The sequence below is a fragment of the Streptomyces sp. NBC_01390 genome (assembly GCF_045040105.1).
Lineage (GTDB): Bacteria > Actinomycetota > Actinomycetes > Streptomycetales > Streptomycetaceae > Streptomyces.
In genome coordinates this window covers 4224186-4250913 of record NZ_CP109551.1, presented here as the reverse complement: position 1 = coordinate 4250913, position 26728 = coordinate 4224186, and the positions used below count along the sequence as shown (strand labels likewise).

Genomic DNA, 26728 nt, shown 5'->3' with positions numbered 1-26728 from the left:
TCCCTAGTCTCTCTGCGCCCGGAGCAGGTCCCTGAACCAGCCGTACGAGGCCTTGGGTGTCCGCTTGAGGGTCGTGCCGTCCTCGAAGTCCACGTGGACCAGCCCGAACCGTCGCGCGTACCCCTCCGCCCACTCGAAGTTGTCCAGCAGCGACCACACGAAGTAGCCGCGGACGTCCACCCCCGCCTCCACCGCCCGGTGCAGCGCCCGGACATGACCGTCCAGGTAGGTGATCCGGTCCTGGTCGTCGAGCCCCTCGTACGAGCAGCCGTTCTCGGTGATGACGACGGGCGGCAGCCGGTCGCCGTAGCGGCCCTGGAAGGTGGTGAGCAGCTCCGTGAGGCCCTCCGGTACGACGGGCCAGCCGAAGTCCGTCACCGGCACGCCCTCGATCTCCTGGACGGAGAAGGGGAGTTCGGCCGGGATCGTCAGTCCGCCGAACTCGATGTCGGCGCCCTGCGGCGCGCCCACCTTCGTCGGGGAGTAGTAGTTGACGCCGTAGAAGTCGAGGGGCTCCCCGATCACCTTCAGGTCGGCCTCCACGTCGCCCGGCATCAACTCGCCGAGCCCGTCGGGGTATTCGCCCAGCAGGATCGGGTCGGCGAACAGCCGGTTGAGGAGGAGGTCGTAGAAGCCGGCCGCCTCCAGGTCCGCCGGTTCCTGCGACGCCGGCCAGGTCGGTCCGTGGGAGTTGGCGATCCCGATGTCCGTGGCACCGGCGGCGCGCAGGGCCCGAACGGCCAGTCCGTGGCCGAGGAGTTGGTGGTGGGCGGCCGGGAGCGCGTCGAACATCAGCTGCTTGCCGGGTGCGTGCGCGCCCAACGCATGCCCGAACAGGGTGTGTTCGGCGGGCTCGTTGAGCGTGATCCACTTCTGTACGCGGTCGCCGAGCCGCTCGGCCACGACGGCCACGTACTCGGCGAACCGGGACGCCGTGTCCCGCTCCAGCCAGCCGCCCTTCTCCTGGAGGCGGGCCGGCAGGTCCCAGTGGAAGAGGGTCGGGACGGGACGTACGCCCGCCGAGCACAGCTCGTCCACCAGCCGGTCGTAGAAGTCGAGGCCGCCGGGGGAGTTCACGCGGGGCCAGGAGACGGAGAAGCGGTACGCGTCGACGCCGAGGCCGGCCAGCAGGGCCACGTCCTCGGGGTAGCGGTGGAAGTGGTCGCAGGCCACCTCGGCCGTCGAGCCGTCCTTCACGCGCCCGGGCTCGGCCGTGAAGGTGTCCCATACGGATGCTTCGCGCTGGTCCACCGCGCCCTCGATCTGGTGCGCCGAGGTGGACACGCCCCACAGGAAGCCGGCCGGGAACTGGGGTATCGGGTTGGTCGCCATGCGCCGGATCATGGGTACCGGGGGTAACGGGTGTCAACGGGCCGCTGTGAAATAGCCGTTACGCGCTGCTCGTCGGCACCCGCGGTATCCGCAATACCCGTTACGCCCCCTCCTTCAACACCCTTGAGATCAGCTTCCGTTGCTCGTCGGTGAGTCGGGGATCGGCGCAGTACACCGTCTTCCCGTCCACCGTGATCTCGTAGCCGAAGCCGTCCGGAACCCCGTTCGGAGGGGTGCCCTGGCCGCCGGCCACTGCCTGGTCGGCCAGGGCGTGCCACTCGGGGGCGTCGGGCCGCCCCGAGGTGTCCACCTCGGCGTGCCGCTCGATGCCCGCGAATCCGCCCGTACGTGTCACCTGAATACGCATGGGTCCCTGTCTAGTACGAGAACGGCTCCAGTACGAGTGTCACGTGACGGGCGCGGCCCGTACCGCTACAGGCCGTACCCCTGCAAGCCGTACCGCTACAGGCGGGGCCGGGGCGTGACGGGTACGCCGACGCGCTCCCACGCCTTCAGTACGGCCTGGAGCTCCTCGCCGTCGCCGTAGCGTTCGCTCGCGGTGGCGACGGTCAGCTGGGCGAAGTCGTCGAAGAACGCCCTCTCCTTCAGGTCGCCGCCGGTCAGCACGTCGTACCAGATCTGCCCGGCCCGCTCCCAGGCGTTGCCGCCGAGGGCGGTGGCGACGAGGTAGAAGGCGTGGTTGGGGATGCCGCTGTTGATGTGGACGCCGCCGTTGTCGCGGCCGGTGCGGACATAGCCGTCCATGGTCGCGGGCTGCGGGTCCTTGCCGAGCACGTCGTCGTCGTACGCGGTGCCCGGTTCCTTCATGGAACGCAGGGCGGAGCCGGTGACGCTCGGGGCGAGCAGGCCCGCGCCGATCAGCCAGTCGGCCTCGGCGGCGGTCTGGCCGAGCGAGTACTGCTTGATGAGCGAGCCGAAGACGTCCGACATCGACTCGTTGAGCGCGCCCGGCTGCCCGTAGTACGTGAGGTTCGCGGTGTGCTGGGTGACACCGTGCGTGAGCTCGTGGCCGATGACGTCGACGGAGTTGGTGAAGTCGACGAAGATCTCGCCGTCACCGTCGCCGAACACCATCTGCTTGCCGTCCCAGAAGGCGTTGTTGTAGCCCTCGTCGTAGTGGACGCTCGCGTCGAGGGGCAGGCCGTCGCCGTCGATCGAGTGGCGCTGGTAGGCCTTGAGGTAGAGGTCGAAGGTGGCGCCGAGGCCGGCGTAGGCGCGGTTGACGGTGGCGTCCTGGCCGGGTTCCGAGCCCTCGGCGCGCACCTTCGTGCCGGGCAGCGTGGTGCGGTGCTCGGCGTCGTAGATCGTGCGCAGCGGCTGGTCGGAGGGCGCCTTCACGGCTGCGGCGGCGGCCAGGCCGAACTCGGCGGTGATGCTGCGTTCGGCTCGTTTCCCGGCGTCGAGCAGCAGGGTGTGCTGTGCGGGGCCGGAGATGGCCGGGTCCTCGTGACGGGCGAGCGTGTGGAGGATGTGCGGTGGGACGATGGTGCAGAAGACGGGCTCAAAGCCCCCGTTTGTCGTCATGCCCGGCACCCTTGCACCGAGTCATTCGGCTGTCACTACACGCAACCATGATTGGTGAAATACCGGGACAAGGACCCCTCGCTCGGTGACTGAGTGGTATGAGCCGAGTCGAGCTGGGTGACGTCGAGTGGGATGGCGCACTTTTTGCCCCTTTTGCTCTCCCGCTCTCGCATACTGGTGGTCCCGCATAGTGATACAGACCCGCGCGTCCGGCGCGGCTCGGCTACAGTGCGGAGCATCATGCGTATCGGGCTGCTCCTCCTTAGCTGCCGCGGCGAGGGCCTGTAAGTAGAGGCCGACCCCCTCCCCGCGGAGTCTGGCGTTGCGCCGTCGGCCGTCCTTCAGGACACCACGAGGAGCCCACGCATCATGGCCCACAGCGCCAATCGCCAGCAGCCCAGTTCCATGCCGATCCACAAGTACGGCCAGTACGAGCAGGTCGACATCGCCGACCGCACCTGGCCCGGAAACCGGATCACCACCGCTCCCCGCTGGCTCTCCACGGACCTGCGTGACGGCAACCAGTCCCTGATCGACCCGATGTCCCCCGCCCGCAAGCGCGCGATGTTCGACCTGCTGGTGAAGATGGGCTACAAGGAGATCGAGGTCGGCTTCCCGGCCTCCGGGCAGACGGACTTCGACTTCGTCCGCTCGATCATCGAGGAGCCGGGCGCGATCCCGGACGACGTCACCATCTCCGTGCTGACCCAGGCCCGCGAGGACCTGATCGAGCGCACGGTGGAGTCCCTGAAGGGTGCCAAGCGGGCCACCGTGCACCTGTACAACGCCACCGCGCCCGTCTTCCGCCGGGTCGTCTTCCGCGGCTCCAAGGACCAGATCAAGCAGATCGCCGTCGACGGCACCCGGCTGGTCATGGAGTACGCCGAGAAGCTGCTGGGCCCGGAGACCGAGTTCGGGTACCAGTACTCGCCCGAGATCTTCACGGACACCGAGCTGGACTTCGCCCTGGAGGTCTGCGAGGCGGTCATGGACGTCTGGCAGCCCGGCCCGGGCCGCGAGATCATCCTCAACCTGCCTGCCACGGTGGAGCGTTCGACCCCGTCGACGCACGCGGACCGCTTCGAGTGGATGGGCCGCAACCTGACCCGCCGCGAGCACGTCGTCCTCTCCATCCACCCCCACAACGACCGTGGCACGGCCGTCGCCGCCGCCGAACTGGCGCTGATGGCCGGCGCCGACCGCGTCGAGGGCTGTCTGTTCGGCCAGGGCGAGCGCACTGGCAACGTCGACCTGGTCACCCTGGGCATGAACCTGTTCTCGCAGGGCGTCGACCCGCAGATCGACTTCTCCGACATCGACGAGATCCGTCGTACGTGGGAGTACTGCAACCAGATGGAGGTCCACCCGCGCCACCCGTACGTGGGCGACCTGGTCTACACGTCCTTCTCCGGCTCCCACCAGGACGCCATCAAGAAGGGCTTCGACGCCATGGAGGCCGACGCGGCCGCCAAGGGCGTCACCGTCGACGACATCGAGTGGGCGGTCCCGTACCTGCCCATCGACCCGAAGGACGTCGGCCGGTCCTACGAGGCCGTCATCCGGGTCAACTCGCAGTCCGGCAAGGGCGGAATCGCGTACGTCCTGAAGAACGACCACAAGCTGGACCTGCCGCGCCGGATGCAGATCGAGTTCTCCAAGCTGATCCAGGCGAAGACGGACGCCGAGGGCGGCGAGGTCACCCCGAAGGACATCTGGGCGGCCTTCCGGGACGAGTACCTGCCGAACCCCGAGAACCCCTGGGGGCGGATCCAGGTCAGTACCGGCCAGTCGACCACCGACAAGGACGGCGTGGACACCCTCACCGTCGAGGCCGAGGTCGACGGCGTCGAGACCACCCTGGTCGGCTCCGGCAACGGCCCGATCTCGGCGTTCTTCGACGCCCTGCAGGGGCTGGACATCGACGCCCGTCTCCTGGACTACACCGAGCACACGATGAGCGAGGGTGCCTCCGCGCAGGCCGCCTCCTACATCGAGGTCGCCATCGGTGACAAGGTCCTGTGGGGCATCGGCATCGACGCCAACACCACCCGCGCCTCCCTGAAGGCGGTCGTCTCCGCCGTCAACCGCGCGGGCCGCTGACTCACCCGACCGACTGGTTTCACGCCCCGTCCGCCCTCTGTGGCGGACGGGGCGGCCGTCGTTTACCGGCCAAACCAAGGTCCGGTCACCGGTAGGTCTGGTCCTGGGTACTGACTCCGCATCAACAATGTGGCTAACATCACGCCAGCGCGGCAGTGTTGCCGGTGGGGGTAACTCTCGCGCCCTGCAACAGGCAGTGGGGGAGTTACCGGAGGTGCTACGTGCTCTCAGGACAGGGGCGAGACAGCCGAGACGGCCGAGTCGTGCGCGGAGGCCGGACGGCACGCGTCCTGGGCTCCCGTACGGTCTGGGCCGGGGTCGGTGACGGCGAGTTCTTCTGCCCGAGCTGCGGCGGAGACCGCAACTACCAGCGCCTGACGGGCCGCCGCCGCTTCACGTTTCTCGGCCTACCGATTCTGCCGCGCGGCGAGACCGGCCCCGTCGTCGAATGCGCTGCCTGCCAGAGCCACTTCGGCATGGACGTCCTCGACCACCCCACCACCACCCGCTTCTCCGCGATGCTCCGCGACGCGGTCCACACGGTCGCCCTCGCGGTCCTCGCCGCCGGCGGCACCCACGCCCGCCTCACCCTGGAGACGGCGGCGACCGGCGTCCGCGCGGCAGGCTTCGACGACTGTACGGAGGACCAGCTGGAGGCCCTGGTGGAGGCCCTGGCCGCCGACACGGGCCGTCTCTTCGGCCCGCCGTGCGGCCCCGGCCTCGCCATAGAGCTCCACGAGGCACTGGACCCGCTGGCCCCCCACCTCGCCGCCCCCGGCCGCGAATCGATCCTGCTCCAGGGCGCCCGCATCGCGCTGGCCGACGGCCCGTACACACCGGCGGAACGCGATGTGCTCGCGACGGTCGGCGCGGCGCTGACGATCTGCGGGGACGACGTGACCCGGCTGCTGGCGGCCGCGCGTGCACATTCCTAGGTTCCTCTGCATCCCGTCGGTACTCCCCGGGGAGTAGTCCGGCCCCCGGGTCACCCCCGGGAGTAACCCCGAACTCGCCCTCCCGCGCGACGAATTGGCCCCTGCCCGACGGAATTCTGGTGAGCGTCATCCATCCATCCACCAGACATCCGGACGAGGGGAGGGCCTCAGCATGGAGGCCAAGGGGGCCAAAGGGGCCGACAGGTCCAAGGGGGCCGAGAGGACAGCGGCGGGCGCACGGCGTCGCAGACGAGCCGTGCCCTGGCTCGTGCTCGGGCTGTGGGTCGGGGTGCTCGCGATCGTGGGACCGTTCGCGGCGAAGCTCTCCGAGGTCCAGCACGACCGGATCACCGACTATCTGCCCGCGAACGCCGACTCGACCCAAGTAGCCCGCATCCAGGACCAGTTGCCCGGCGGCGAGACCACCCAGCTGGTCCTCGTCTACCACCGCGACGGCGGACTCACCCCAACGGACAAGGTGACGGCCGCCGAACAGGTCGACCGGATCGCCGGCGCGCACGTCCTGACCGCCGCCCCGAAGGGCGTACCCTCCGCCGACGGCGCCACCCTCATGTACCCGGTGAGCAGCAACGAGCCCGGCACCGACGAGAAGAAACGGGACGCCCTCGTCCACGACGTCCGCGAAGTCGCCCACAGCGACGGCGGGTTGAGCGTCGAGGTCGGCGGCCCGGGAGCGCTGGCCACCGACGCCGCCGAGGTCTACGACTCACTCGGCGGCCCCCTGCTCTACACCACCGTCGCCGTGGTCGCCGTCCTGCTGATCCTCATCTACCGCAGCCCGGTGCTGTGGCTGCTCCCGCTCGTCGTCGCGGGTATCGCCGACTACCTGTCGATGGGAGTCGCCTACGGCCTCAACCACGCCTTCGGCACCACGGTCTCGGGCCAGAGCTCGGCCATCATGACGATCCTCGTCTTCGGCGCCGGCACGGACTACGCCCTGCTCCTCGTCTCCCGCTACCGCGAGGAACTGCGGCACGTCGAGCGGCCGTACGACGCCATGGCCGCCGCCCTGCGCGGCTGCGGACCCGCCGTCCTCGCCTCCTCCGGCACGGTCGCCGTCGGGGTGCTGTGCCTGCTCGCCGCCGACCTCAACTCCAGCCGCAGCATGGGCCCGTTGGGCACGGTGGGCGTGCTGTGCGCGCTCGTCGCCATGCTCACGCTGCTCCCCGCGATCCTCGTCCTCCTCGGCCGCCGGGTGTTCTGGCCGCTCGTCCCCGCGTACGGCAGTACGCCCAAGGTGCGCCGGCTGTCGCTGTTCGCCGCGATGGGCAGCTCCGCCGGCCGCCGCCCCCTGGTGGTCCTCGCCGGCGGCGCCGTCCTGCTCGGCGTCCTCGCCCTGGGCGTGCTGAACCTGCCCGGGCCGGTCAAGGAGGAGGACGCCTTCGTCAAGAAGCCGGAAGCCGTCACCGCGATGCAGACCCTGGCCAGGGCCTACCCCGACCAGGGCACCCAGCCCATCACCGTCATCACCCCGGCCGGACAGGCGGACCGGACGCTCACGACGATCCGGGCCACCGACGGGGTCGGCGACGCGCAGAAGGGACGTACGGGCAAGGGAAGCACGGGAGCGGGCTGGACCGAGATCGACGTCTTCGCGAAGGACGCGCCCCAGTCGGCCGCCGAGACCGCGACCATCGAGCGGCTCAGGACGGAGCTGAAGGGCTCCTACGTCGGCGGCCCGAGCGCCCAGCAGATCGACCTCGTCGACACCAACGCGCGGGACGTGTGGGTCGTCGTCCCGATCGTGCTCCTCTCCGTGCTGCTGATCCTGATCGCGCTGCTGCGCTCGCTGGTCGCACCGCTGATGCTGGTGGTCGCCGTGATCGCGGTGTGGGGGGCCTCGCTCGGCATCGGCGGACTGGTGTTCGGCCCGCTGTTCGGCTTCGAGGGCACCGACCCCGGACTCGGCCTGCTGTCCTTCGTGTTCCTCGTCGCGCTCGGCGTCGACTACGGCATCTTCCTCATGCACCGGATGCGCGAGGAGGCGCTCCGGGGCGCGGAACCGGTGGCGGCGGCTCTCACGGCGCTGCGCACGACGGGCGGGGTCATCGCCTCCGCCGGGCTGGTCCTCGCCGCGACCTTCGCGGTGCTGACGAACATGGGCCTCGTCCAACTCGTCGAACTGGGCTTCGTGATCGCCGTCGGCGTGCTCCTGGACACGTTCCTCGTCCGGACGTACCTGGTGACGAGCGCGAGCGTGGCGCTGGGCCGGCGGGTCTGGTGGCCGGGCGCCCTGTCCCGCGGGTCGGACCCGGACGCCGTACGACCGGAACGGCAGCCGGAAACCGTATGACCTCCGTCGCACCAGTGAGCGGGCGTCGCGCCAAGCAGGCGCGGCGCCCGCCGACGGACAATGGTCGCGTGCAGTCGACGACAACCACCGGAAGAGCCAAGCCCGTTGGCTGGGGCGAGCGGATCATGGCGGCGATCACCCGTGACCCGCGCAGCGCCCCGCACGGGCTCCGCAACGACGTGCTGCTCGCGCTGGCCGGCGCCGCGATCGCCGTCGCCCTCGTCCTGTCCACCGACGGGGACGGCGGTTGGCCGGACACCCTCGACGACGGCGGGCGGCCGGGCGCGCTCGGCTGGGTGCTGCTGCTCGGCGCGTACGTGCCGATCGTGTGGCGGCGGCGCCGTCCGATGCCGGTGCTCGTCGCGGTGGTGGCGCTCGTCGTGCCGTACCACGCGCTCGACTACAACCACGGCGCGCCGACCCCGGCCGCGTACGTCGCGCTGTACACGGTCGCCGTCACCGGGCGCCCCCTGCGTACGATCGTGACCGGGGTCGTGGTCCTCGGCATCGCCATGAGCGTGATGCTCACCGTGAGCATGCACCAGGCCGTCGAGCTGCTGCAGACCTCCGGCTGGATCGTCGCGGTGCTCTTCCTCGGCATCGACGTCCGCTTCTACCGCCAGTACGTCTCGGCCATCGTCGAACGCGCCGAACGGGCCGAACGCACGCGCGAGGAGGAGGCCCGCCGCCGTGTCGCCGAGGAACGGCTGCGCGTCGCCCGCGACCTGCACGACCTGCTGGCCCACACCATCACCCTCGTCGGCGTCCAGACCTCCGTGGCCGCACACGTCCTGGCCGCCGACCCGGACCGCCTGGACCGCGCGGCGGTGGCCAGATCCCTGGACGACATCGCCGACACCTGCCGCACGGCACGCGCCGAACTGCGGACGACGCTGGAGGTGCTGCGGGAGGGCCAGGGGACGTCGACGGCCGACGGGCGCGGCCCCCTCCCCGGCCTGGCCGGCCTGCCCGACCTCGCGGAGACGGCGCGCGCGTCGGGCGCGAGGGTCGAACTGACCGTACGTGATCCCCAAGCGGCGGAAACGGTCCCCCCAGCCGTGGGCGCGGCCGCCTACCGGATCGTCCAGGAGGCGCTCACGAACGCCGTACGGCACGGGGGACGGAAGGATCTGACGGTACGGGTGCTGCTGTACGGGGGTGCGGGCGCGCTGCGGGTCGAGGTGGCGGACGACGGCGTCGGGGAGTGCGCCGCCGGCGCGTCCGACACGTCCGACGGCGGCTTCGGGCTGGTCGGGATGCGGGAACGGGCGCGGAGCGTCGGCGGCACACTGGACGCCGGACCGGGGGAGGACGGGGGGTTCACGGTGAGCGCGGTGCTTCCGTTGCCGGCCGCCCGGAAAGGGGAGGAGACCAGGTGACCGCCATTCGTGTGCTGCTGGCCGACGACCAGACGCTGGTACGGGAGGCGTTCGCGATGCTCGTCGAATCGGCGCCGGGGATGGAGGTGGTGGGGCAGGCGGGTACGGGCCGTCAGGCCGTCGAACTGGCCCGGAGCGCCCGTGCCGACCTGGTCGTCATGGACCTCCGCATGCCCGACCTGGACGGCATCGAGGCCACCCGGCTGATCGCCGCCGACGAGGATCTGGCAGGCGTGAAGGTGCTGGTCCTGACGACGTACGACACGGACGAGCACGTGGTGGAGGCGCTGCGCGCGGGCGCCTCCGGGTTCCTGGTCAAGGACACGAGGCCCGCGGAACTCCTGGACGCGATCCGCACGGTGGCGGCGGGCGAGGCCCTGCTGTCCCCCGGCCCGACGGCCCGCCTGATCGCCCGTCTGCTGCGCAGCGCCGAGGCCCCGGCGCCGACGGGCGGGCCCGAATGCCTGTCGGAACGGGAGCGCGGGGTGCTGAGACTGGTCGCGCGGGGCCTCAACAACACGGAGATCGCGGAGACGCTGGGCCTGAGCCCGCTGACCGCGAAGACCTACGTCAGCCGGATCATGGGGAAGCTGGGGGCGCGGGACCGGGCGCAACTGGTGATCGTGGCGTACGAGTCGGGGTTGGTGACGCCGGGGTCGGGGTGAGGGGTGGGGTGAGGCCGGGGGGAACGGCGCAACGGGGGTGGTGGTCGCGCGGGCACGTATGTTCCGTACGCACCCCGTGTGGTGACAATCCGTCAACGGAGTTACTGTCACCTCCTGTCACGTCATGCTCCCGTTGTACCGGCACCCTGGCGCCCTGGCACCCGCACGTCCCTACCCCCACTCCGCAAGGGAGAGCGATGACGCCCCTGAGCCGTATCCTGCTCGCCGCCACCACCGGCGCGGCCCTGATCACCGGCACCGGTATCGGCACCGACCTCACCGCGACGAAGGCCCAGGCGTCCACCGCCCGTTCGTACTGCACCTCGTCCGTCCCGTACACCGCGGGCAAGGGCGGCTACGACACCTATCGCATCCCCGCCACCGTCCGGACCCGCAAGGGCACCCTCCTGGCCTTCGCCGAGGGCAGACATGGCGGTACTGGGGACAGCGGCAACATCGACGTGGTCCTGCGCCGCTCCACGGACGGCGGCTGCACCTGGGGCCCGCTGTCGGTGGTCGCGGCCGGGCGCGGTGACACGCGGGGCAATCCGGCGCCGGTGGTGGACGAGAGGACGGGCGGCATCGTCCTGGTGACGTCGTACAACGACGGCGCGGTGACAGAGGCCCAGATCATGCGCGGCGAGGCGACGCCGCAACAGAGTCGCCGGGTCTTCGTCCAGACCAGCTCCGGCACGAACGACGGCCGCCGCTTCACGCCCCCGCGCGACATCACGGCCCAGGTGAAACTCCCGAACTGGCGCTGGTACGCGACGGGTCCGGGGCACGCCGTCTATCTGTCACGGGGTCCGCACGCCGGCCGGATCGTGATCCCGTCCAACCACTCGACGGCCCCACCCGTGGGCTCACCGGACACCGGCCAGGAGTCCAGGTACTACGGCGGCCACGCGATCTACAGCGACAACGGGGGCCGCACCTGGCACCTGGGCTTCGTGGACGACTCGTACGACGGCATCGAGAACGCCAATGAGACGAGCGCCGCCCAACTCCCGGACGGCAGACTGTACTTCTCGTCCAGAGACCAGAACGGCCTGATGCCCGGCAACCGGCTGGACGCGTACTCGAGCGACGGCGCGAAGTCCCTGGACCGCCCGTACGCCATCCAGCCGACGCTGAACGACGTCCCGGTGGTGCAGGGCAGCGTGCTCCAACTGTCGGGCATCTCGGACGCGTTGCTGTTCTCGGGTCCCTCGGAACCCACGGCGCGACGGTCGATGGCGATCTGGCGGAGCGAGGACGGTGGACAGACGTTCACGAAGGCCCTGACGCTGTCGAACCGGAGGGCGGCGTACTCGGACTTGGTGCGGGTGGACCGGCGGGTGGTGGGGGTGCTGTACGAGACGGGGACTGCGGGGACTTACGAGTCGATCGAGTTTCGGCGGTTGGGGCCGGTGGATCAGGGCTAGGTGGCGGGGACGCCACCTTCCTTGTGATGGCCGCTTTCCAAACGTCGATGGTATTGCCGCCGAGCTCGAAGACTCATCGCATGGTGAGAGCTACGTGCCTCCGCCTCGAAATCGGCGCCAGGCATCACGTACTCGCCCAGCGGATTCGATCACGTCGGGCATCTGATCCAGGAGCCCCTTCAAGGCGAAGAGGAGTACAGAGATCACGCCAGCCATGGCGAGAACTAAGAGGATGGCTGTGCCGTCCACCGATCCGCACCTTCCATGTCATGGCTCGGACCGAATGAGCAGCAGCCTCGACCGAACCCCCGCGTTGCCAACCAGGCTTCTGCGCATCAGATCTGATGGACCGACTCGTACTTGTCCAGGATCTTTTCCGCTTGGCCCAACATCCGGTCCTTGGCCCGATTTTGGGCGATCTCCGCGATCTCGGCCGGAGAGAACCCCAGCTTGCGCAGCGTGTTGAGCGCAATGCTGACCACGTCCACCATCTCGCGTGCTGCCGCCTCGCGATCCCCTGCGTCGAGGTGATCTCTGAGCTCGGAGAACTGGATCTGGACGGCCTGCTCGAAGTGGGAGATCGGTTTGCGTTCGATCTGTTCCTGGACTTCCACCCAGGCGTCCCAGACACCTTGAAACGGCCCCAGTTCGTCCGGCATTTCGCGACCTCCCGGCCATCCCGTGTCCCAGGTGACTCCGCACCGGCTTTCGCCCCCTGGGGCAGGCCGTGGCAGCACCGCCGCCGCACCGCGCTAGCGAAGGACACCTATGTGTAATAATACGCATAAGAGAGCGAGAGTCTACTGCTACTCAGATGCAAGAATGCGCAGTCCCTCCAGGTTCAACACGGTCAACCTCTGCCGACCTGTCGCGACCAGTCCTTGTTCACGCAACTTGCGCAGAGCGAGGGCGGCTGCTTCCCGAGAGGCGCCGACTCGGCTGCCCAGCTCCTGCTGGGACAGCGCCAAGTCGATCTCCCAGTGGCCGTCGACTTCTTTGCCGGTCTCCTGGGCCAGGTCGAGCAGCATGCGGGCAAAACGGCGGGTGATCGTGAGGCGAGCGAGCGAGGCTCGCTCATCGTCCGACTCGCGCCGACGGTGGATCGCGCTTCGGTAAATTTGCGGCCACAGGTGATTACGGTCAATGAATCCCAAGAGGTCTTCTGCCGTGACGTCCAGGCCTGCGACATCGCTCACGGCCCTGACAGTGGCTGACCTCGGCTCCCCCATCAAGGCGCCCTCGTCGCCCATCAACTCGCCGGGACCGCGGACAGCGAGTAGCACCTCCGAGTCGTCTGGTGCCGTCTGCATCACCGCAACGTTCCCTTCGTGAATGATCAGGACGGAACGCGACGGCTGTCCCTCCCAGAAGATCACGTGGTTGGAGGGGAACCGCACCCGGGTTCCCAGAGCCTCCAACTCCTGCCGCTGCTCCGCCGTCATTGCGGCCATCACGTCGCTCTGCATGTAGCTGAGTGTAGTTCTACGCAGAGAAACGTGCTGAAATGCTCAGCGTGATCGGAAGTCGAGGCGAGCGGCGATCCTCACCGGAAGCGTCGCTTGTCTATCCCCCTACAGCAACCCCGCCCCCGCCAAGAACTTCCCCACCCGCTCCACCTCGTCCTCCGACAGCGGGATCTGCGGATCGGCCGTGACTGGGCAGTCGATCACGCCCCGCAGGTACAGCGCCGCCTTGAACGCCCCCAGCCCCGCCGAACTGCCCCCCATTCGCATCGGATCCCCCGCCGCCACCATCCCGAACAGCACGCACAACCGTTCCTGCTCGGCTCGGGCCCGCCCCCAGTCGCCCGCGCGGCAGAAACGGTCCAGCCGTACGTAGCCGGCCGGGTCGACGTTCGCGAGGCCGGGTACCGCGCCGTCCGCGCCCAGGGCCAGTGCCGAGTCGACCAGCAGTTCGCTTCCCGTCAGGACGCTGAACCCGCTGATCCCGGGGTGTTCCCGCGCCCCCGTCACCACCGACCGGAACGACGCGAGGTCGCCGCTGGAGTCCTTCAGGCCTGCCAGGACGCCGTCCGCCGCCAGTTCCAGGACCAGGCCGGGGGGCAGCTTGCTGTGGACGGAGGCCGGGAGGTCGTACGCGACCACCGGGACCGGGCTGCCCGAGGACACGAGGCGGAAGTGGCGGGCGATCTCCGAGGGGTGGGTGCGGGTGTAGAAGGGGGCCGTGACCACGACCGCGTCCGCGCCCGCCGCCGAGACCGACCGTACGTGGTCCAGGACCCGCGGGGTCGTCATGTCGATCGCGCCCGCCAGGACAGGTAGCTGGCCGGCTACGTGGCCCACCACCGTCTCCACCACCAGCCTGCGCTGGTCGTCCGTCAGATACGCCGCCTCCGACGACGAACCGAGCACGAACAGGCCGTCCACGCCCGCCTCCACCAGGTGGTCGACCAGCCTGACGAGCGAGCGTACGTCCACCCCGCGGTCCGGTGTCAGCGGAGTGCAGACGGGAGGGACGACACCGGTCAGCGGGGTGGGGAAGGTCATCAGGGCTCCCTGGGGTCTTTCGGGGTGTGCGGTGGTGCGGGTGCGGCCGTTGCGGGGGGTTTTTGCAGGTCGGAGGGCATCTCGGGCGCGGCAGTGGACGCCTGGGCGACCAGGTCCCGCGTCGCCCGGCCCTCCTCCACAGGGTGATGGCAGCGGAAACGTTGACCCGGCATTGACGCGGCCGTGAACTCCGGCATCACCTCCGCGCACACCTCGGTCGCCTTCCAGCAGCGGGTGCGGAACGGGCAGCCGGAGGGTGGACGCGTCGCCGACGGGACCGGGCCGACCAACGGGATCGGGTCGATCGGGTCCAGCAGGCCCGGCGTCGCCGAGAACAGCGCCCGGGTGTACGGGTGACGCGCCCTGTCCGTCACCTCGTCCGCCGGGGACTCCTCCACGATCCGGCCCAGGTACATCGTGATCACCCGGTCGCTCATCCGCCGTACCGTCTGGATGTCGTGCGAGACGAAGACCAGGGCCAGGTTCAGGCGCTCCTTGAGGTCCAGGAGGAGGTTCAGGATCTGGGCGCGGACCGAGACGTCCAGGGCGCTGGTCGGCTCGTCCGCCACCACCAGGTCGGGGTCAAGGGCCAACGCCCGGGCAATCGCGACTCGTTGGCGCTGGCCGCCCGACAACTGGCCCGGCAGGCCGTCCGCCAGGGCTCGTGGGAGGCCCACCAGGGACATCAACTCCCTTACCCGTTCCTCCCGTTCCTTTGTCGTGCCGCGCCGGTGCACGTCCAGTGGGTCGCGGAGAATCTGGCGGATCGTGAGGCGACGGTTGAGGGCCGTCGACGGGTCCTGGAAGATCATGCCGGTGCCCGTGCCGATGGCCGACCGACGCTCCGCCGGCTTCATAGTCCACAAGTCGTCGCCACGGAACGACACTTGGCCCGACGTCGGTGGCTGTACGCCCACCAGCACCTTCGCCAGCGTCGACTTGCCGCAGCCCGACTCGCCCACCACGCCCACCGTCTCACCGGGCGCCACCGTGAAGTCGGCGGCTGTCAGGGCGTACACGCGGTCACGGGTGAACAGACCGCCGCTGCGGGCCTTGTGCACCACGTGTGTGTCGGACAGTTCGACGATCGGGCCCGGCACGGGAGTTGAGGTACTGCTCACTTCGCGATCTCGCTTCCCGTCGGCTCCGGCGTCGTCAGGTCGATCGCCGGGTGGTGGCAGGCCGCCAAGTGGGTTGCGGCGCCCAGGAGATCGGGGGCCGTCGAACGGCACACCTCCGCCGCCATCGGGCAACGGTCCGCGAAGCGGCAGCCCTTGGGGAAGTCGGCGGGGGAGGGGACGGTGCCCTTGATCTGGGTCATGCGGCTCGCCGCCGACTCCAGGGACAGCACGCTGCCCAGCAGGCCTCGGGTGTAGTGGTGGGACGGGGCGCCGACCAGGTCCGCCGTGACTCCCGTCTCGACGATCTGCCCGCCGTACATCACCACCACGCGGTCCGTCACGGCCGCCACCAACGCCAGGTCGTGTGACACCAGGATCAGGGCGAAGTCCAGCTCCTCGCGCAGGCGGAGGAGGAGTTCGATGATCTGGGCCTGGACCGTGACGTCCAGGGCCGTCGTCGGCTCGTCCGCGACGATCAGTTTCGGGTCACGGGACAGGGCCATGGCGATGAGGACGCGTTGGCGCTGGCCGCCCGACAGTTCGTGCGGGTAGCTGCGCAGGGTGCGGTCCGGGTCCAGGCCCACCAGGCCCAGGAGTTCCTCCGGTGTGCGGTGGCCTCCGCGGCGTACCACCTGCTTCAGCTGCGAGCGGATCGTCATCGCCGGGTTCAGGGACGACAGTGCGTCCTGGTAGATCATCGCCATCTCGTGGCCCAGCAGCCTGCGGCGTACGCGCATCGGTTCCGTGAGCAGGTTCCGCTGGTGGAAGCGGACTTGGCCGGTCACCCGGGCGCCCTTCGGTTCCAGGCCCATCACCGTCAGTGCCGTGAGCGACTTGCCGCAGCCCGACTCGCCCACCAGGCCCAGGACTTCGCCCGGGTGAACCTCGAAGCTGATGCCGTCGACGATGTTCACGCCCGAGTGGCGCGCGGCGAAGCCGATCGTCAGGTTCTCGACCGCCAGGACCGGTAGGCCCGTGGGGACCGGGCGAGCCCTCGCCCGCAGGCGCTCGGCCGCCTCCGTCAGGCCCGGCAGGGCCAGCACCTCGCCCGTCCCCGGCTCGGGCGCCTCCAGACGGTCCTCGTCCTCCCGTACCTCCACGTCCCGCGCGGCCGGTGCCGCCCAGGCGTCCGACACGCCCTCGGAGAGGACGTTCAGGGAGAGGACCGTGATCAGCATCAGCAGGCCGGGGAACACCGTCGCCCACCAACCGCCCGTCAGGACCATGTTCTTGCCGTCCGCGATGACGCTTCCCCAGGACGGGTCCGGCGGTCGTACGCCCGCGCCGATGAACGACAGCGACGCCTCGAAGACGATCGCCTCCGCCACCTGCACCGTGCAGAACACCAGCACAGGCGCCGCGCAGTTGATCGCGACGTGGCGAAGGACGATGTGGGGCGTGCGGGCGCCGATCACCCGTTCCGCCGTCACGTAGTCCTCGCCGTACTGGTCCAGGACGTTCGCCCGCACCACCCGCGCCACCGGCGGGGTGAACAGGAAGGCGATCGCGCAGATCAGGACGGTGATGCCGCCGCCGAAGACCGCTACGAGTACGGCGGCCAGCGCGATGCCCGGGAACGCCATCACGACGTCCAGGCAGCGCATGAGCGTCTCGTCGAGCGCCTTGCGCGAGGTCGCCGCGACCGCGCCGATCAGCGCGCCGACGGTGAGGGCGAGTGCGGTGGCGCCCAGGCCGATCATCAGCGACCAGCGGGCTCCGTACATCAGCCGGCTCATGATGTCGCGGCCCAGGCTGTCCTGGCCCATCCAGTGCTCGGCGGAGGGGGCTCCCGTGCCGCCGATCAGGGGCTGTTGGTCCAGGGGGTCGTGGGGGGAGACGAGGGGGGCGAAGACGGCCACGAACACCACCAGCGCCAGGAAGCAGACCGCGATCCGGGAGAGGACCGGGAGCCGGCGCCACCCGCGCAGGCGGATGCCCGGGCGGGACAGGAGGGCGGCCAGGCGCCCCCGTTCGAACATCATGAACATCAGGCCGCATCCCTCAGTCGCGGGTTGACCAGGAGGTAGAGGATGTCGATGACCAGGTTCACGACCACGAAGCCGGTCGCCGTCGTCAGGACCACTCCCTGGACGACCGCCGGGTCGCCGTTCTTCACGGCGTCGATCATCAGCTTGCCCATGCCGGGGAGCGAGAAGATCGTCTCGATCACGACCGCGCCGCCGAGCAGGTAACCGACGCGCAGGCCGAGCACCGTGAGCGGGTTGATGAGCGCGTTGCGCAGCACGTTGCGGCCCACCACCACTCTCGGTGGCAGGCCGCTGCCGATCGCCGTACGGACGTAGTCCTTGTCCAGCTCCTCGACCACCGCCGTACGGACGATGCGCGTGAGCTGCGCCGCGACCGGGAGGGAGAGTGCGAGGGCCGGGAGCGTCATCGTCTTCAGCCAGCCGGTGAAGGAGTCGGCCGGGTTGATGTAGCCGCCGGTCGGGAACCAGCCCAGGTCGACGGCCAGGTACTGGATCATCAGCAGCGCCAGCCAGAAGCCCGGCGCCGCGACACCCGTCAGCGACACGACGCGGATGATCTGGTCGGGGAGACGGTCCCGGTAGATGGCCGCGGTGACGCCGCCCAGCAGGGACAGGACCACCGCGATGGCCAGGCCCAGGAAGGTGAGTTGGAGGGTGAGCGGCAGCGCGGTGGCGATCTGGTCGAGCACCGGCGCGCGGGTCAGCGCGCTGATGCCCATGTCGCCGTGGAGCAGGTCGCCGATGAAGTGGAAGTAGCGGACGACGAACGGATCGAGCAGGCCGTTCTGTTCGCGGAAGTCGTGCAGTTGCTGCGGGGTCGGGTTGGCGCCCTGGAAGAACGCGGAGGCCGGGTCGACGTCCGAGAACCGCATGACGAGGAACACGAACATCACGATGCCGAGCATCAGCGGGATGAGCAGGATGATCCTGCGGGCCAGGATCCTGGCGATGGCGACCACGTACGTACTCCCGAACTCCCGTACGGCTAGGGCTGTTTGGTGGCGACCAGACCCACGCCTAGACCCACTTGGCCTGGAGGAGGTTGATGCCCGGGTACGGCTGTGCCCTTATGCCGGTGAGCTTCTTCGGGTCCCAGGCCGTCATCAGCTCGTTGTGGACGACCGGGTAGAGCACGGCCTCCTCGGCGACGATGTCGATGTAGTCCTGGATCATCGCCTTCTTCTTGTCCGGGTCGGGCTCCTGTGTCGCCTGGTCCATGTCCTTGAAGAGCTGCTTGGCCACGGAGTTGTCGGCCCAACGGGCGTAGCCCATCCAGAGGTTCTGCGGCCCGTAGTTGTAGTGCATGATCAGGTCCGCGTCGAGGCCGAACTGGTTGGGGTTCGAGGCCGCCGACACGACCTGGTAGTCCTGCTTCTGGTCCATCTTCGTGAACACCGCGGTGGTTTCCTGCGGGTTCAGGGTCGTGTCGACGCCGATCGCGTCCCAGGACGCCTTGATGGTGGGCAGGCAGTCGACGATCCAGCTGACGTTCACCGAGAGGATCTCGATCTTCAGCCCGCTGACCCCGGCCTCCTTCAGGAGCGCCTTCGCCTTCTCCGGGTCGTAGTCGTAGACCGTCTTCGCGGGCCGGTAGCTGGGGTTGCCTTCGTTGAGGAAGGACGAGGACGGCTTGCCGTGGCCCTTGAGAGCCACTTCGACCATCTTCTCCGTGTCGATGGCGTAGTGCAGCGCCTGGCGGACCCGTACGTCGTCGAAGGGCTTGCGCTTGGTGTTGAACATCAGGAACAGGTTGTTCATCCCCGCCCCGCCCTGGACGTCCATCCCTCCGCTCTTGAGCTGCTGGATGTTCGCGTACGGGATGTTGTCGGCGATCTGCGCGCCGGCACTGGACCCCGAGATCTTGGCGACGCGGGGCGCGGCATCCACTATCGTCATCCAGTTCATCTTCTTGAACGCGGCTTTGCGCGGCCCGTTGTAGGCGGCGAACGCCTCGAACGTCGTGTTCGACTTCGGGTGGTGCGCGGTCTGTCGGTACGGCCCCGAGCCGATCGCCTTTCCCTTGATCGCGTCGTCCCAGCCGCCCGGCAGCGAGAAGACGTGCTTAGGCATGATCTTCGCCAGGGTGAGCCGGGAAACCCCTTCGGGGAAGGGGAACTTCAGCACCAGCTCGACATTCTGCGCGTCGACTTTTTTCACTTCTTTCAGCCAACTGGCGAAAAACCCCTTGGCGAGTGTCTGCGTGTTCGGATCGAGGATTCGATCGAATACGAAGACCACGTCGTCGGCGGTGACCGGCTTTCCGTCGTGGAAGGTCGCCCCGGCCCGCAACGAGAACTTCCACGAGGTACTGCTGAGATCGCCGGGGACCGCTGTGGCGAGCGCGGCGTACGGCTCGCGGGAGATCGGGTCGGTGTCGAGCAGGCCCTCGTAGATGTGGTTGTTGGCCGCCATGGAGAAGGCGGAGGCCGTCTGTGTGGGGTCCCAGCTGCCGTCGTTGCCGTAGCCGATCACGGCCGTGAGCGTGCTGTTCGCGCCTCCGCCGCCGCCCCCGGTGTCATTGGTGGACTCGGGCCCGGACGAGCAGGCCGACAGCGAGGAGGAAATGGCGGCGGCGGCACCCAGCGCGCCGGTGTACTTCAGAAACGACCGGCGGTGCGGGGCGGTCGATACAGCGGCGGTTACGTCGCGGGTCACGTCGCGCACGATTCCTCCAGCGGGGTGGGGTCCGAAAAGGTGAGGAGATACGACGTCCTACGTCATAGGGGGCAGCGCGACCATAAGAGGGGCGGTGGGGCCGGTCAAGAGATCGCACACGAATGGCGTATCTGCCAGAGGTGCGACCAATGACGATATGAAATTCGACCAGCCTGTCGTCAGGTGTCGTCAGGGTTCGTTGAATTCACGGCAGTTGGATTCTGATATGCCTGGAGGTGGGACGTGGGATGTCCGGCGAGCGTACGATGCGCCGCATGTCTCAGGAGTCCGGGAAGCGACGCCGGCCCGAGCGGCGGGTGAGCGGCCAGGTCCAGCGCGAGGTCATGCAGCTGATCCTCGACCGCAAACTCCGGGCGGGCGCACCGCTGCCCACCGAGGTCGAACTGATGCGGGCCCTCGGCGTCAGCCGCAACTCCGTCCGGGAGGCCCTCAAGGCGCTCCAGGCCCTCGACATCGTGGAGATCAGGCACGGCTACGGCACATACGTCGGACAGGCGTCGTTGACGCCGCTGGTTGACGGACTGACGTTCCGTACGCTCGCCCGGCACGACGGGGACGGAGCCGCGCTCGCCGAGATCCTCCAGGTCAGAGAGGTGCTGGAGGACGGGCTCATCCGGCGGGTCGCGGCCGTGCTGTCCGACGCGGAGTTGACCCGGCTGGAGTCGGTTGTCACCCGGATGGAGGAGGCGGGACGCGCGGGCCGGCGCTTTCCCGAGCTCGACCGCGATTTCCACGAGGCGCTGTACGGCCCCCTCGGCAACGCCCTCGTGCCGCAGCTGCTCGGCGCCTTCTGGACGGTGTTCCGCCGCGTCTCGGGCGCCCGGGGCTGGCACGACGACCCCGAGCCGGAGCTGACGGCCCGTAGGCACCGGGACATCGTGACGGCGCTGCGCGCCCACGACGTCGAGGGCGCGCAGCGTGCGCTGGCCGTCCACTTCCGGGGGATCGAGGCGCGGGCGGCGCAGGAGTCACGGGGCGTGGGGTGAGTGACCGGGGGCGCCGACCCCTGTGCGGCGCCCCCGGTCACTTCCCCGTCGCCCCGCCGCCCCGCCGCCCCGTCTCTCAGTGGCTGCGGCTGCGGCTGCGGCTGTGGTTTCGGCCTACGGGAGCGTCTTCTCGTACCCCGCGTCGTCGTCCGAGTCGTAGACGACCTTGCCCGTGTTGTCGTAGCCCTTGACGTGCGGAGCGAGGGTGACCTGCTGGTTGAGGGTGCCGGAGGCGACGAACCAGCCGTGGTCCAGGGCGGCCTCGCTGGTGCTGCCGCCGTAGGAGACGGTCACGCGGGTCACGTTGGACTCGACCCGGCCGATGGAGCCCCAGCGGAAGGGTAGCTTCCAGTTGCCCTTGTCCATGAACGACTGCCGGTCGAGCTTGCCGTTGTCGTCGGGCATGACCGGGCCGCCGTTGTCGAACTTCAGGCCGCCGGAACTGCTGTTGAGGCCACTCGCCTTGCCGTCCTTGATGTTGCAGACCAACCGGACCAGTTGCGGCTGCTTCCTCTGCTGCTTGACGGCGACGACGAAGTAGCCGTCGCCGACGGCGTTGGAGTCGCCCGTGCTGTTCATGGCCAGGATGATCCGGTAGTCGGCGGCGTCGCCCAGATCGCTCCCCCGCATCTTGGGGGGCAGGGTCTTCTCGCTCTCACGGTTGTCCGCGAGGCACTTCTCCAGGCCGTCCGACGCCTGCGCCAGCGTGATCCCGTCGAGGAGTTGCCCCGGCGTCGCCGGTCCGGCCGGTCCGGTCGGTGCAACGGGCTTGGACTGTACGGGGGTTGGTGCTGCCCCCTGCGAGGAGCTGGTCGAGGGCAGTGGTGCAGCCGTGTTGACGGTGTCGTCGCTGCCGCCGTTCCCGTTCAGCGCGTACGCACCCACAGGCGCCGCGGCCAGCGCGACCAGGACCGCGCCGGCCGCCGCCACCCGCCGGCGCCGCTCGATCAGGCCCTTGCGGCGGATCGCCGGATACGGCGCCGACGAGGGCCGGATGGTGTAGGCGTCCTCCGCCATCATCTCGCGCACCTGTGCCTCGAAGTCCTTCCCCTGTTCGTTTCCCACGTGCTGTCCTGCTTCTCGTGACCGTTCCGCCCGCTCAGGCTGTTCCGGCTGCTCCGGCAGCTGTTTCTCGTTCACCGGACGCCTTCCCGCGCGGGTGACGCGTGACTTTGCTCGGGGCGGCCCACGACCTGTGCCAGCCCCGGATATGTACGCAACTTCGCCAGCCCCTTGGACGCCTGGCTCTTGACCGTGCCCTGGGAGCAGCCGAGGGTGTCGGCGACCTCGCCCTCGGACAGGTCCTCCCAGTAGCGCAGGACCACCACCGCCCGTTGCTTCGGCGGAAGTTGGGCGAGAGCACCAAGCAGGGCGCTGCGTTCGTCGGCCCACGAGACGGCCTCGTCGCGGCCCACCACGTCGGGCGGGGCGTCGGTCAGAGCCTCGCGTACGCGCCGCTTGCGGAACCGGTCACTGTTGCAAGTGACCAGCATCCGGCGGACGTACGCCTCCGGACTGTCGGTGCGCGAGACCCGCCGCCAGGAGCGGTACGCCTTCGCCAGCGCCGTCTGCGTCAGATCCTCGGCGTGATGGGCGTCGCCGGTCAGCAGATACGCGGTGCGCACCAGGTGGGACCACCGCGCTCTGACGAATTCATGGAACTGGGCCTCTTGTTCGGCCTGCATCGAGTACCCCCTCGCCCACCAGACCACCGTTTCACCGGAATCGGTTGCCCGGGTTCCTGGCCTGCGTTCGAATGTACGGATGGGCGAGCAGGGAGACGTGAGGATGGGGGAGCGGGCCGACGGGGGATGGGGTGAGGGAGACGCGGGTGTCCTGAGGCTGCCGTCCGGCCGCCTGGTCAGAGGGCGCGGCCTGCGCCACCCTCTCGATCCGACGGCGCCGGTCCCCTCGTACGCCCTCTACCTCCTCGGCAGCCAACCCCCAGCGGTTTCCTGGGAGTTCCGCTGGCTGCGGTGGCCCGACTTCCGGCTCCCGAAGGATCACGCGGACGCCCGCGCGGCCCTGGTCGAGGCGTGGGAGCGGGCGGCGGACGAGCGGGTGGAGGTCGCCTGCGGTGGCGGGCGGGGGCGTACGGGGACGGCGCTCGCGTGTCTCGCGGTGCTGGACGGGGTGCCGGCGGGGGAGGCGGTGGCGTTCGTGCGCGCCCACTACGACCGGCATGCGGTGGAGACGCCCTGGCAGCGGCGGTACGTGCGGCGGTTCGGGTGAGGTGGCCGACAGGGGCGTCTCACAGATGCAGCGTCATGACGAGGCGGTCGGCATTCGGCCCGAAATAGTCCTTGCGTGGGGCGGATTCAGCCGCGAAGCCGAGTGACTTGTACAGCTCTATCGCGGTGATGTTGCTCGGCTCGACCGTTAACAGCACCTCGCGCACGGCGTCGTCGCGCAGCTGGCGCAGCACGGCCGCCATCAGCTGCCGGCCGTACCCGCGCCCGCGCCGGTCTCGGGTGACTCCGAGGCTCAGTATCCAGCAGCGGTGGGCGTCCCGCGGCATGCCGACCAGGACGTAACCGTGCAGGCCGTTCTCGCCGCCGTCGAGGACGAGCATGTGGTCGGGGTACAGGTCGAAGAGCTGGCGGAGCGTGAAGAAGGGGTACGGGCCTTCGGGGAACGCCTCCTCGTCCAGCCGGACCAGTTCGGGCAGGTCGGTCTCCTCGACCTGGCGGATGAGCGACGATCCGTTCGCGGTGGGTGTCCGGAAATCATCTGCCGGAAGAGTGCTCATGCTTCCCCCTGTGGCGCGAAGTAAAGACACGTTGACACCCGTACGGGTGGTACGGGTGGGACGGTGCGTTCTCTGCGGTTCGCCTGCGTTTCGCCTACGTTCGGCAGGTGATCGATGGATTCCGACCAGCATTACGCGATCTGATCCGGTCGCTCAAGGCGCATTCAGGTCCAACGTAAGGTCACAGTTATATCGAGGGTCGTTCACGTTCTGTCAGAGGGGATCCGTAGTGCCCGTGATGTTGATAGCGTGAACCATGGACTTGGGAACGCCGGGCGAAAAAGACGAGCCAGTGGTGCTCAATGAGCAGGCTCCTTGGTCAGAATTTGACTCGGATGCCTACGTCGCCGGCAACTACCACGAGTTGCAGCCCGCGGACGCCGAGATCATCTCGATCATGCGTGATCACTTCGGTGGCTACTTCCGTGAGCATGCCGATCCGGTGATCGGCATCGACGTGGGAGCGGGTGCGAACCTCTACCCCGCGCTCGCCATGCTGCCGTGGTGCAAGGAGATCACTCTCTTCGAGCGCTCGCCCCGGAACCTGACCTATCTGAGAAGACAGCTGAAGGCGAAGTCGTACGACGGGAACTGGGACCAGTTCTGGGAAGCGCTGTGCAAGAACTCGGAATACGGCGAGTTCAAGGGGGACCCGAGGGAGAGGTTCCGCGAGGTCGTCCGGGTCGCGCCCGGCAACATCCTCGCCTCCGACCTCGGTGAACAGCTTGGCGAGAAGCGGGACTCCTGGTCGATCGGGACCATGTTCTTCGTCGCCGAGTCGATGACCACCTCGGAGGAGGAGTTCCAGCGCGGCGTGGCGTGCTTCATGCGTGCGCTCGCGCCCGGAGCTCCTTTCTTCGCGGCGTTCATGGAACATTCTGAGGGGTATCACGTGGGTGATGCGTTCTTCCCCGCGTACGACGTGGGCAGGTCTGAGGTGCTGGAAAGTCTGGAACCGTTCGCCGGTAAGAGTGGCACACTCCGGGTCGAGCGCCTCAAGACTCCGGTAAAAGTGCGGGCCGGATATTCGGGCATGATCGTTGCCTATGGCTGCCGAAATTCGGAAGACGATATTCCTGGATTCCAGGCAGGTAGCCGTACCTGAGCACGGCCTGTAGTAACTCCCAACAAAACATGGCAGCGCGGCCTGGTGAGGGGCAGGGGCATGCAGATCAAGCCACGCCAGCATCTGCTGGATGTCTGGCAGGCGGTTGGCCGGTACTCGTTCGACAGTGACGGCTGGGCCTGGGGCAAGTGGGGTGGGCAGAGCAGTGTGGCCGATGCCGAACGGCTGCTGTGTCTGCTCTACCCGGCCACCGAGATTCCGGCGTTCCGGATCGACGACCCGGACACGACACAGGACGACGTCCAGAAGGCGCTCCGGAAGGCCGGAGGCCGGCTGGAGATCCCGGTGAACATGCTGACGGCGACGGCCGAGTTCATGCGCAACCACACCGGGGACGACAAGAGACCGACCTTCGCGGGCGGTTACTACTTCCACTCCCGCGACAGCGCCCAGGACCTCACTCCCGAACAGCGTGAACTCGGCGTGGTGGACAGCTACTCGATGTCGGTCACCCTCTGCCTCGCCACCCTCGGCTTCCTCAAGATCTACGAGACGAAGACGCGCCGCACCGAGGTGCTGGAACTCATCCAGGAACTTCGGACGGCCACCAGTGTCAGGCTGACGGCGGCCATGGTGAGTCTGCTGCGTTCGTTCACCGTCAACGTCTTCGACATGGACTCCTCGCAGGGCCGAACGCTCTCCGAACTCCTCGGCCAGGGGCGGCTGTCCCAGCGGATGGTCCTGCAGAAGTTCCAGCGCCGCTTCGAGGCCCTGCGCGCCATCGTCAGCGAGAGCCTCGTCCTCGGTGTCGACGTCGAGGAAGGCCTCGCGGACCAGAACCAGCTCTTCGAGTGCGGCTGGGCCTGGAGCCTCGTCAAGGACGCGCCCGAGGTCGAGACCGAGGAAGAGATCGGTCCCCAGCCGGCCGGGGTGGCCAACGCCGTGCCCTACCTCTATTTCACCGTCGTCGCCCTCGACGGCATCGCGGACCTCTTCTCCGACCGCACCCTGACCCTGGGCCTGCTCAACGCCGAACAGCAGAAGCTCGCCGAGGCGTTACGACTGCGCTGGGAGATCACCCAGCAGTACTGGTCTGCCATCGCCCGCTTCGACGCCGACAACTGGCCCCTGGAGGACATCCCCTGGCGTACGACAGGGCAGAAGCTGGAGTCCGAGTACTTCTCGCTCTCCGTCGCCGCCATCCTCGTACACGACCTGGTCCGCCGCCGTGCCACCGACGACGATCTGACCCGCACGGTCGGCATCATGGAGCGGCTCGCAGAGCGCGGGCGCATCACCAGCCGGATGACCGGTACCGACAAGGCCGTTGAACTGCACAACCCGGGAATCATCCTGCCGCTCCAGGGCAGTGAACGCATAGGGCCGCCCATGCAGTGGCGGATGAACGACTTCTCCGCTCAACTCCTCAAGCGGACCATTCAGTTGTGCGCGCTCTCCCGCAACCTCGTCTCGCACGACCGGCTGCTGCGGCTGGCCGAGGACATCTTCGGGCACATGTGGAAGCGCCGGATCGGCGACGGCGACGGCGTCGACCTCTGGGACAACGTGCATGCCGTCTATCCCGGATCGCCCGCCTCCGACCGCCCGGTGTCCTGGAGCGTCACCGAGCGCGTCACCGAATGCCTGGTCAGCGCCCACCAGTTGTACCGGCAGCCGCCGATTCGCAGCGCCGAACTCGGTGTCCTGGCACGGGCGTTGCTCAGCGAGTCGACCCATCTGCTGGGCAACGAACAGATGGAGCCGGCGCCCGCCGCAGACGGCAGGCGTGGCATGGACCTCAAGGGCATCGAGGTCAAACTGCGCCGCGCCCGGCAGCTCATCGACGAACAGCCCGGCACCGCCTGCGCGTTGACCCTCGACGTGCTCGGACAGCTCGACGCCCTCGCCCGGGCCCGCGACGCGGCGACCCAGGGGGCGTGA

At 68.9% G+C, this 26728-nt stretch carries 23 protein-coding genes; 10 read left to right on the top strand and 13 right to left on the bottom strand.

Annotated elements, in window-relative coordinates; all coding sequences use genetic code 11:
* Positions 1-3: 3 nt before the first annotated feature.
* The 3 genes from OG241_RS18980 to OG241_RS18970 form a co-directional block, all read right to left on the bottom strand.
* The gene (locus tag OG241_RS18980) at positions 4-1344 is read right to left on the bottom strand and encodes a GH1 family beta-glucosidase (protein ID WP_405816716.1); all 1341 of its coding nucleotides are present in this window, start codon (positions 1342-1344) and stop codon (positions 4-6) included.
* An 88-nt stretch (positions 1345-1432) separates the two neighbouring features.
* Positions 1433-1699, bottom strand: a complete 267-nt coding sequence (locus OG241_RS18975; RefSeq protein ID WP_405816715.1) for a protealysin inhibitor emfourin — start codon at positions 1697-1699, stop codon at positions 1433-1435.
* Between the two features lie 95 nt (positions 1700-1794).
* The gene (locus tag OG241_RS18970) at positions 1795-2877 is read right to left on the bottom strand and encodes a M4 family metallopeptidase (protein WP_405816714.1); all 1083 of its coding nucleotides are present in this window, start codon (positions 2875-2877) and stop codon (positions 1795-1797) included.
* 369 nt (positions 2878-3246) lie between these two features.
* On the opposite strand from OG241_RS18970, the gene leuA reads away from it, so the two are divergent.
* The 6 genes from leuA (at position 3247) to OG241_RS18940 (ending at position 11694) form a co-directional block, all read left to right on the top strand.
* Positions 3247-4977, top strand: a complete 1731-nt coding sequence (leuA, locus tag OG241_RS18965) for a 2-isopropylmalate synthase (protein ID WP_405816713.1) — start codon at positions 3247-3249, stop codon at positions 4975-4977.
* A gap of 221 nt (positions 4978-5198) precedes the next feature.
* Positions 5199-5912: a TerB family tellurite resistance protein gene (locus OG241_RS18960; RefSeq protein ID WP_405816711.1), complete on the top strand. Its 714-nt coding sequence runs from the start codon at positions 5199-5201 to the stop codon at positions 5910-5912.
* A gap of 256 nt (positions 5913-6168) precedes the next feature.
* Complete coding sequence (locus tag OG241_RS18955) at positions 6169-8226, top strand: MMPL family transporter (protein ID WP_405826299.1); 2058 nt, start codon at positions 6169-6171, stop codon at positions 8224-8226.
* Between the two features lie 125 nt (positions 8227-8351).
* Positions 8352-9605: a sensor histidine kinase gene (locus OG241_RS18950; protein WP_405826297.1), complete on the top strand. Its 1254-nt coding sequence runs from the start codon at positions 8352-8354 to the stop codon at positions 9603-9605.
* Entirely contained in the window at positions 9602-10270 is a 669-nt protein-coding gene (locus OG241_RS18945) for a response regulator (protein ID WP_405816709.1), read from the top strand. The genes OG241_RS18950 and OG241_RS18945 overlap by 4 nt, the downstream gene beginning before the upstream one ends.
* A 197-nt stretch (positions 10271-10467) precedes the next feature.
* Positions 10468-11694 carry an exo-alpha-sialidase gene (locus OG241_RS18940; RefSeq protein WP_405816707.1) on the top strand — a complete coding sequence of 409 codons (1227 nt, stop codon included), beginning with the start codon at positions 10468-10470 and terminating at the stop codon, positions 11692-11694.
* Between the two features lie 335 nt (positions 11695-12029).
* Here the strand turns inward: OG241_RS18940 and OG241_RS18935 are convergent, their stop codons facing one another.
* The 7 genes from OG241_RS18935 to OG241_RS18905 all read right to left on the bottom strand — a co-directional run bounded on the left by OG241_RS18935 (position 12030) and on the right by OG241_RS18905 (position 19974).
* Positions 12030-12353: a hypothetical protein gene (locus tag OG241_RS18935; RefSeq protein ID WP_405816705.1), complete on the bottom strand. Its 324-nt coding sequence runs from the start codon at positions 12351-12353 to the stop codon at positions 12030-12032.
* Between the two features lie 147 nt (positions 12354-12500).
* Complete coding sequence (locus OG241_RS18930) at positions 12501-13160, bottom strand: Crp/Fnr family transcriptional regulator (RefSeq protein ID WP_405816703.1); 660 nt, start codon at positions 13158-13160, stop codon at positions 12501-12503.
* A 105-nt stretch (positions 13161-13265) separates the two neighbouring features.
* Positions 13266-14201 carry a dihydrodipicolinate synthase family protein gene (locus OG241_RS18925; protein WP_405816702.1) on the bottom strand — a complete coding sequence of 312 codons (936 nt, stop codon included), beginning with the start codon at positions 14199-14201 and terminating at the stop codon, positions 13266-13268.
* Entirely contained in the window at positions 14201-15322 is a 1122-nt protein-coding gene (locus tag OG241_RS18920; protein ID WP_405816701.1) for an oligopeptide/dipeptide ABC transporter ATP-binding protein, read from the bottom strand. Before OG241_RS18920 ends, OG241_RS18925 begins: the two co-directional genes overlap by 1 nt.
* The gene (locus tag OG241_RS18915) at positions 15319-17301 is read right to left on the bottom strand and encodes a dipeptide/oligopeptide/nickel ABC transporter permease/ATP-binding protein (RefSeq protein ID WP_405826295.1); all 1983 of its coding nucleotides are present in this window, start codon (positions 17299-17301) and stop codon (positions 15319-15321) included. Before OG241_RS18915 ends, OG241_RS18920 begins: the two co-directional genes overlap by 4 nt.
* An 8-nt stretch (positions 17302-17309) precedes the next feature.
* The gene (locus tag OG241_RS18910) at positions 17310-18269 is read right to left on the bottom strand and encodes an ABC transporter permease (RefSeq protein ID WP_405816699.1); all 960 of its coding nucleotides are present in this window, start codon (positions 18267-18269) and stop codon (positions 17310-17312) included.
* A 58-nt stretch (positions 18270-18327) separates the two neighbouring features.
* Complete coding sequence (locus tag OG241_RS18905) at positions 18328-19974, bottom strand: ABC transporter substrate-binding protein (RefSeq protein ID WP_405816698.1); 1647 nt, start codon at positions 19972-19974, stop codon at positions 18328-18330.
* A gap of 266 nt (positions 19975-20240) precedes the next feature.
* Here OG241_RS18905 and OG241_RS18900 point away from each other — a divergent pair, with 266 nt between their 5' ends.
* Positions 20241-20972, top strand: coding sequence for a FadR/GntR family transcriptional regulator (locus OG241_RS18900; RefSeq protein WP_405816696.1), 732 nt, complete (start codon positions 20241-20243; stop codon positions 20970-20972).
* A 114-nt stretch (positions 20973-21086) separates the two neighbouring features.
* Here the strand turns inward: OG241_RS18900 and OG241_RS18895 are convergent, their stop codons facing one another.
* Together OG241_RS18895 and OG241_RS18890 are read right to left on the bottom strand one after the other, a co-directional pair.
* Complete coding sequence (locus tag OG241_RS18895; RefSeq protein WP_405816694.1) at positions 21087-22037, bottom strand: hypothetical protein; 951 nt, start codon at positions 22035-22037, stop codon at positions 21087-21089.
* Positions 22038-22108: 71 nt separating this feature from the next.
* A complete protein-coding gene (locus OG241_RS18890) occupies positions 22109-22657 on the bottom strand; it encodes a SigE family RNA polymerase sigma factor (protein WP_405816692.1) in 549 nt (182 codons plus the stop codon).
* Positions 22658-22736: 79 nt separating this feature from the next.
* Here OG241_RS18890 and OG241_RS18885 point away from each other — a divergent pair, with 79 nt between their 5' ends.
* Positions 22737-23204 (top strand): protein-tyrosine phosphatase family protein, encoded by a 468-nt coding sequence (locus tag OG241_RS18885; protein WP_405816690.1) that lies wholly within the window; start codon positions 22737-22739, stop codon positions 23202-23204.
* Between the two features lie 19 nt (positions 23205-23223).
* Here the strand turns inward: OG241_RS18885 and OG241_RS18880 are convergent, their stop codons facing one another.
* Positions 23224-23721 (bottom strand): GNAT family N-acetyltransferase, encoded by a 498-nt coding sequence (locus tag OG241_RS18880; protein WP_405816689.1) that lies wholly within the window; start codon positions 23719-23721, stop codon positions 23224-23226.
* Positions 23722-23977: 256 nt separating this feature from the next.
* Between OG241_RS18880 and OG241_RS18875 the strand changes: the two genes are divergently transcribed.
* Both OG241_RS18875 and OG241_RS18870 read left to right on the top strand, forming a co-directional pair.
* Entirely contained in the window at positions 23978-24826 is an 849-nt protein-coding gene (locus tag OG241_RS18875; RefSeq protein ID WP_405816688.1) for an SCO2525 family SAM-dependent methyltransferase, read from the top strand.
* A 60-nt stretch (positions 24827-24886) separates the two neighbouring features.
* Positions 24887-26728 (top strand): SCO2524 family protein, encoded by a 1842-nt coding sequence (locus OG241_RS18870; protein ID WP_405816686.1) that lies wholly within the window; start codon positions 24887-24889, stop codon positions 26726-26728.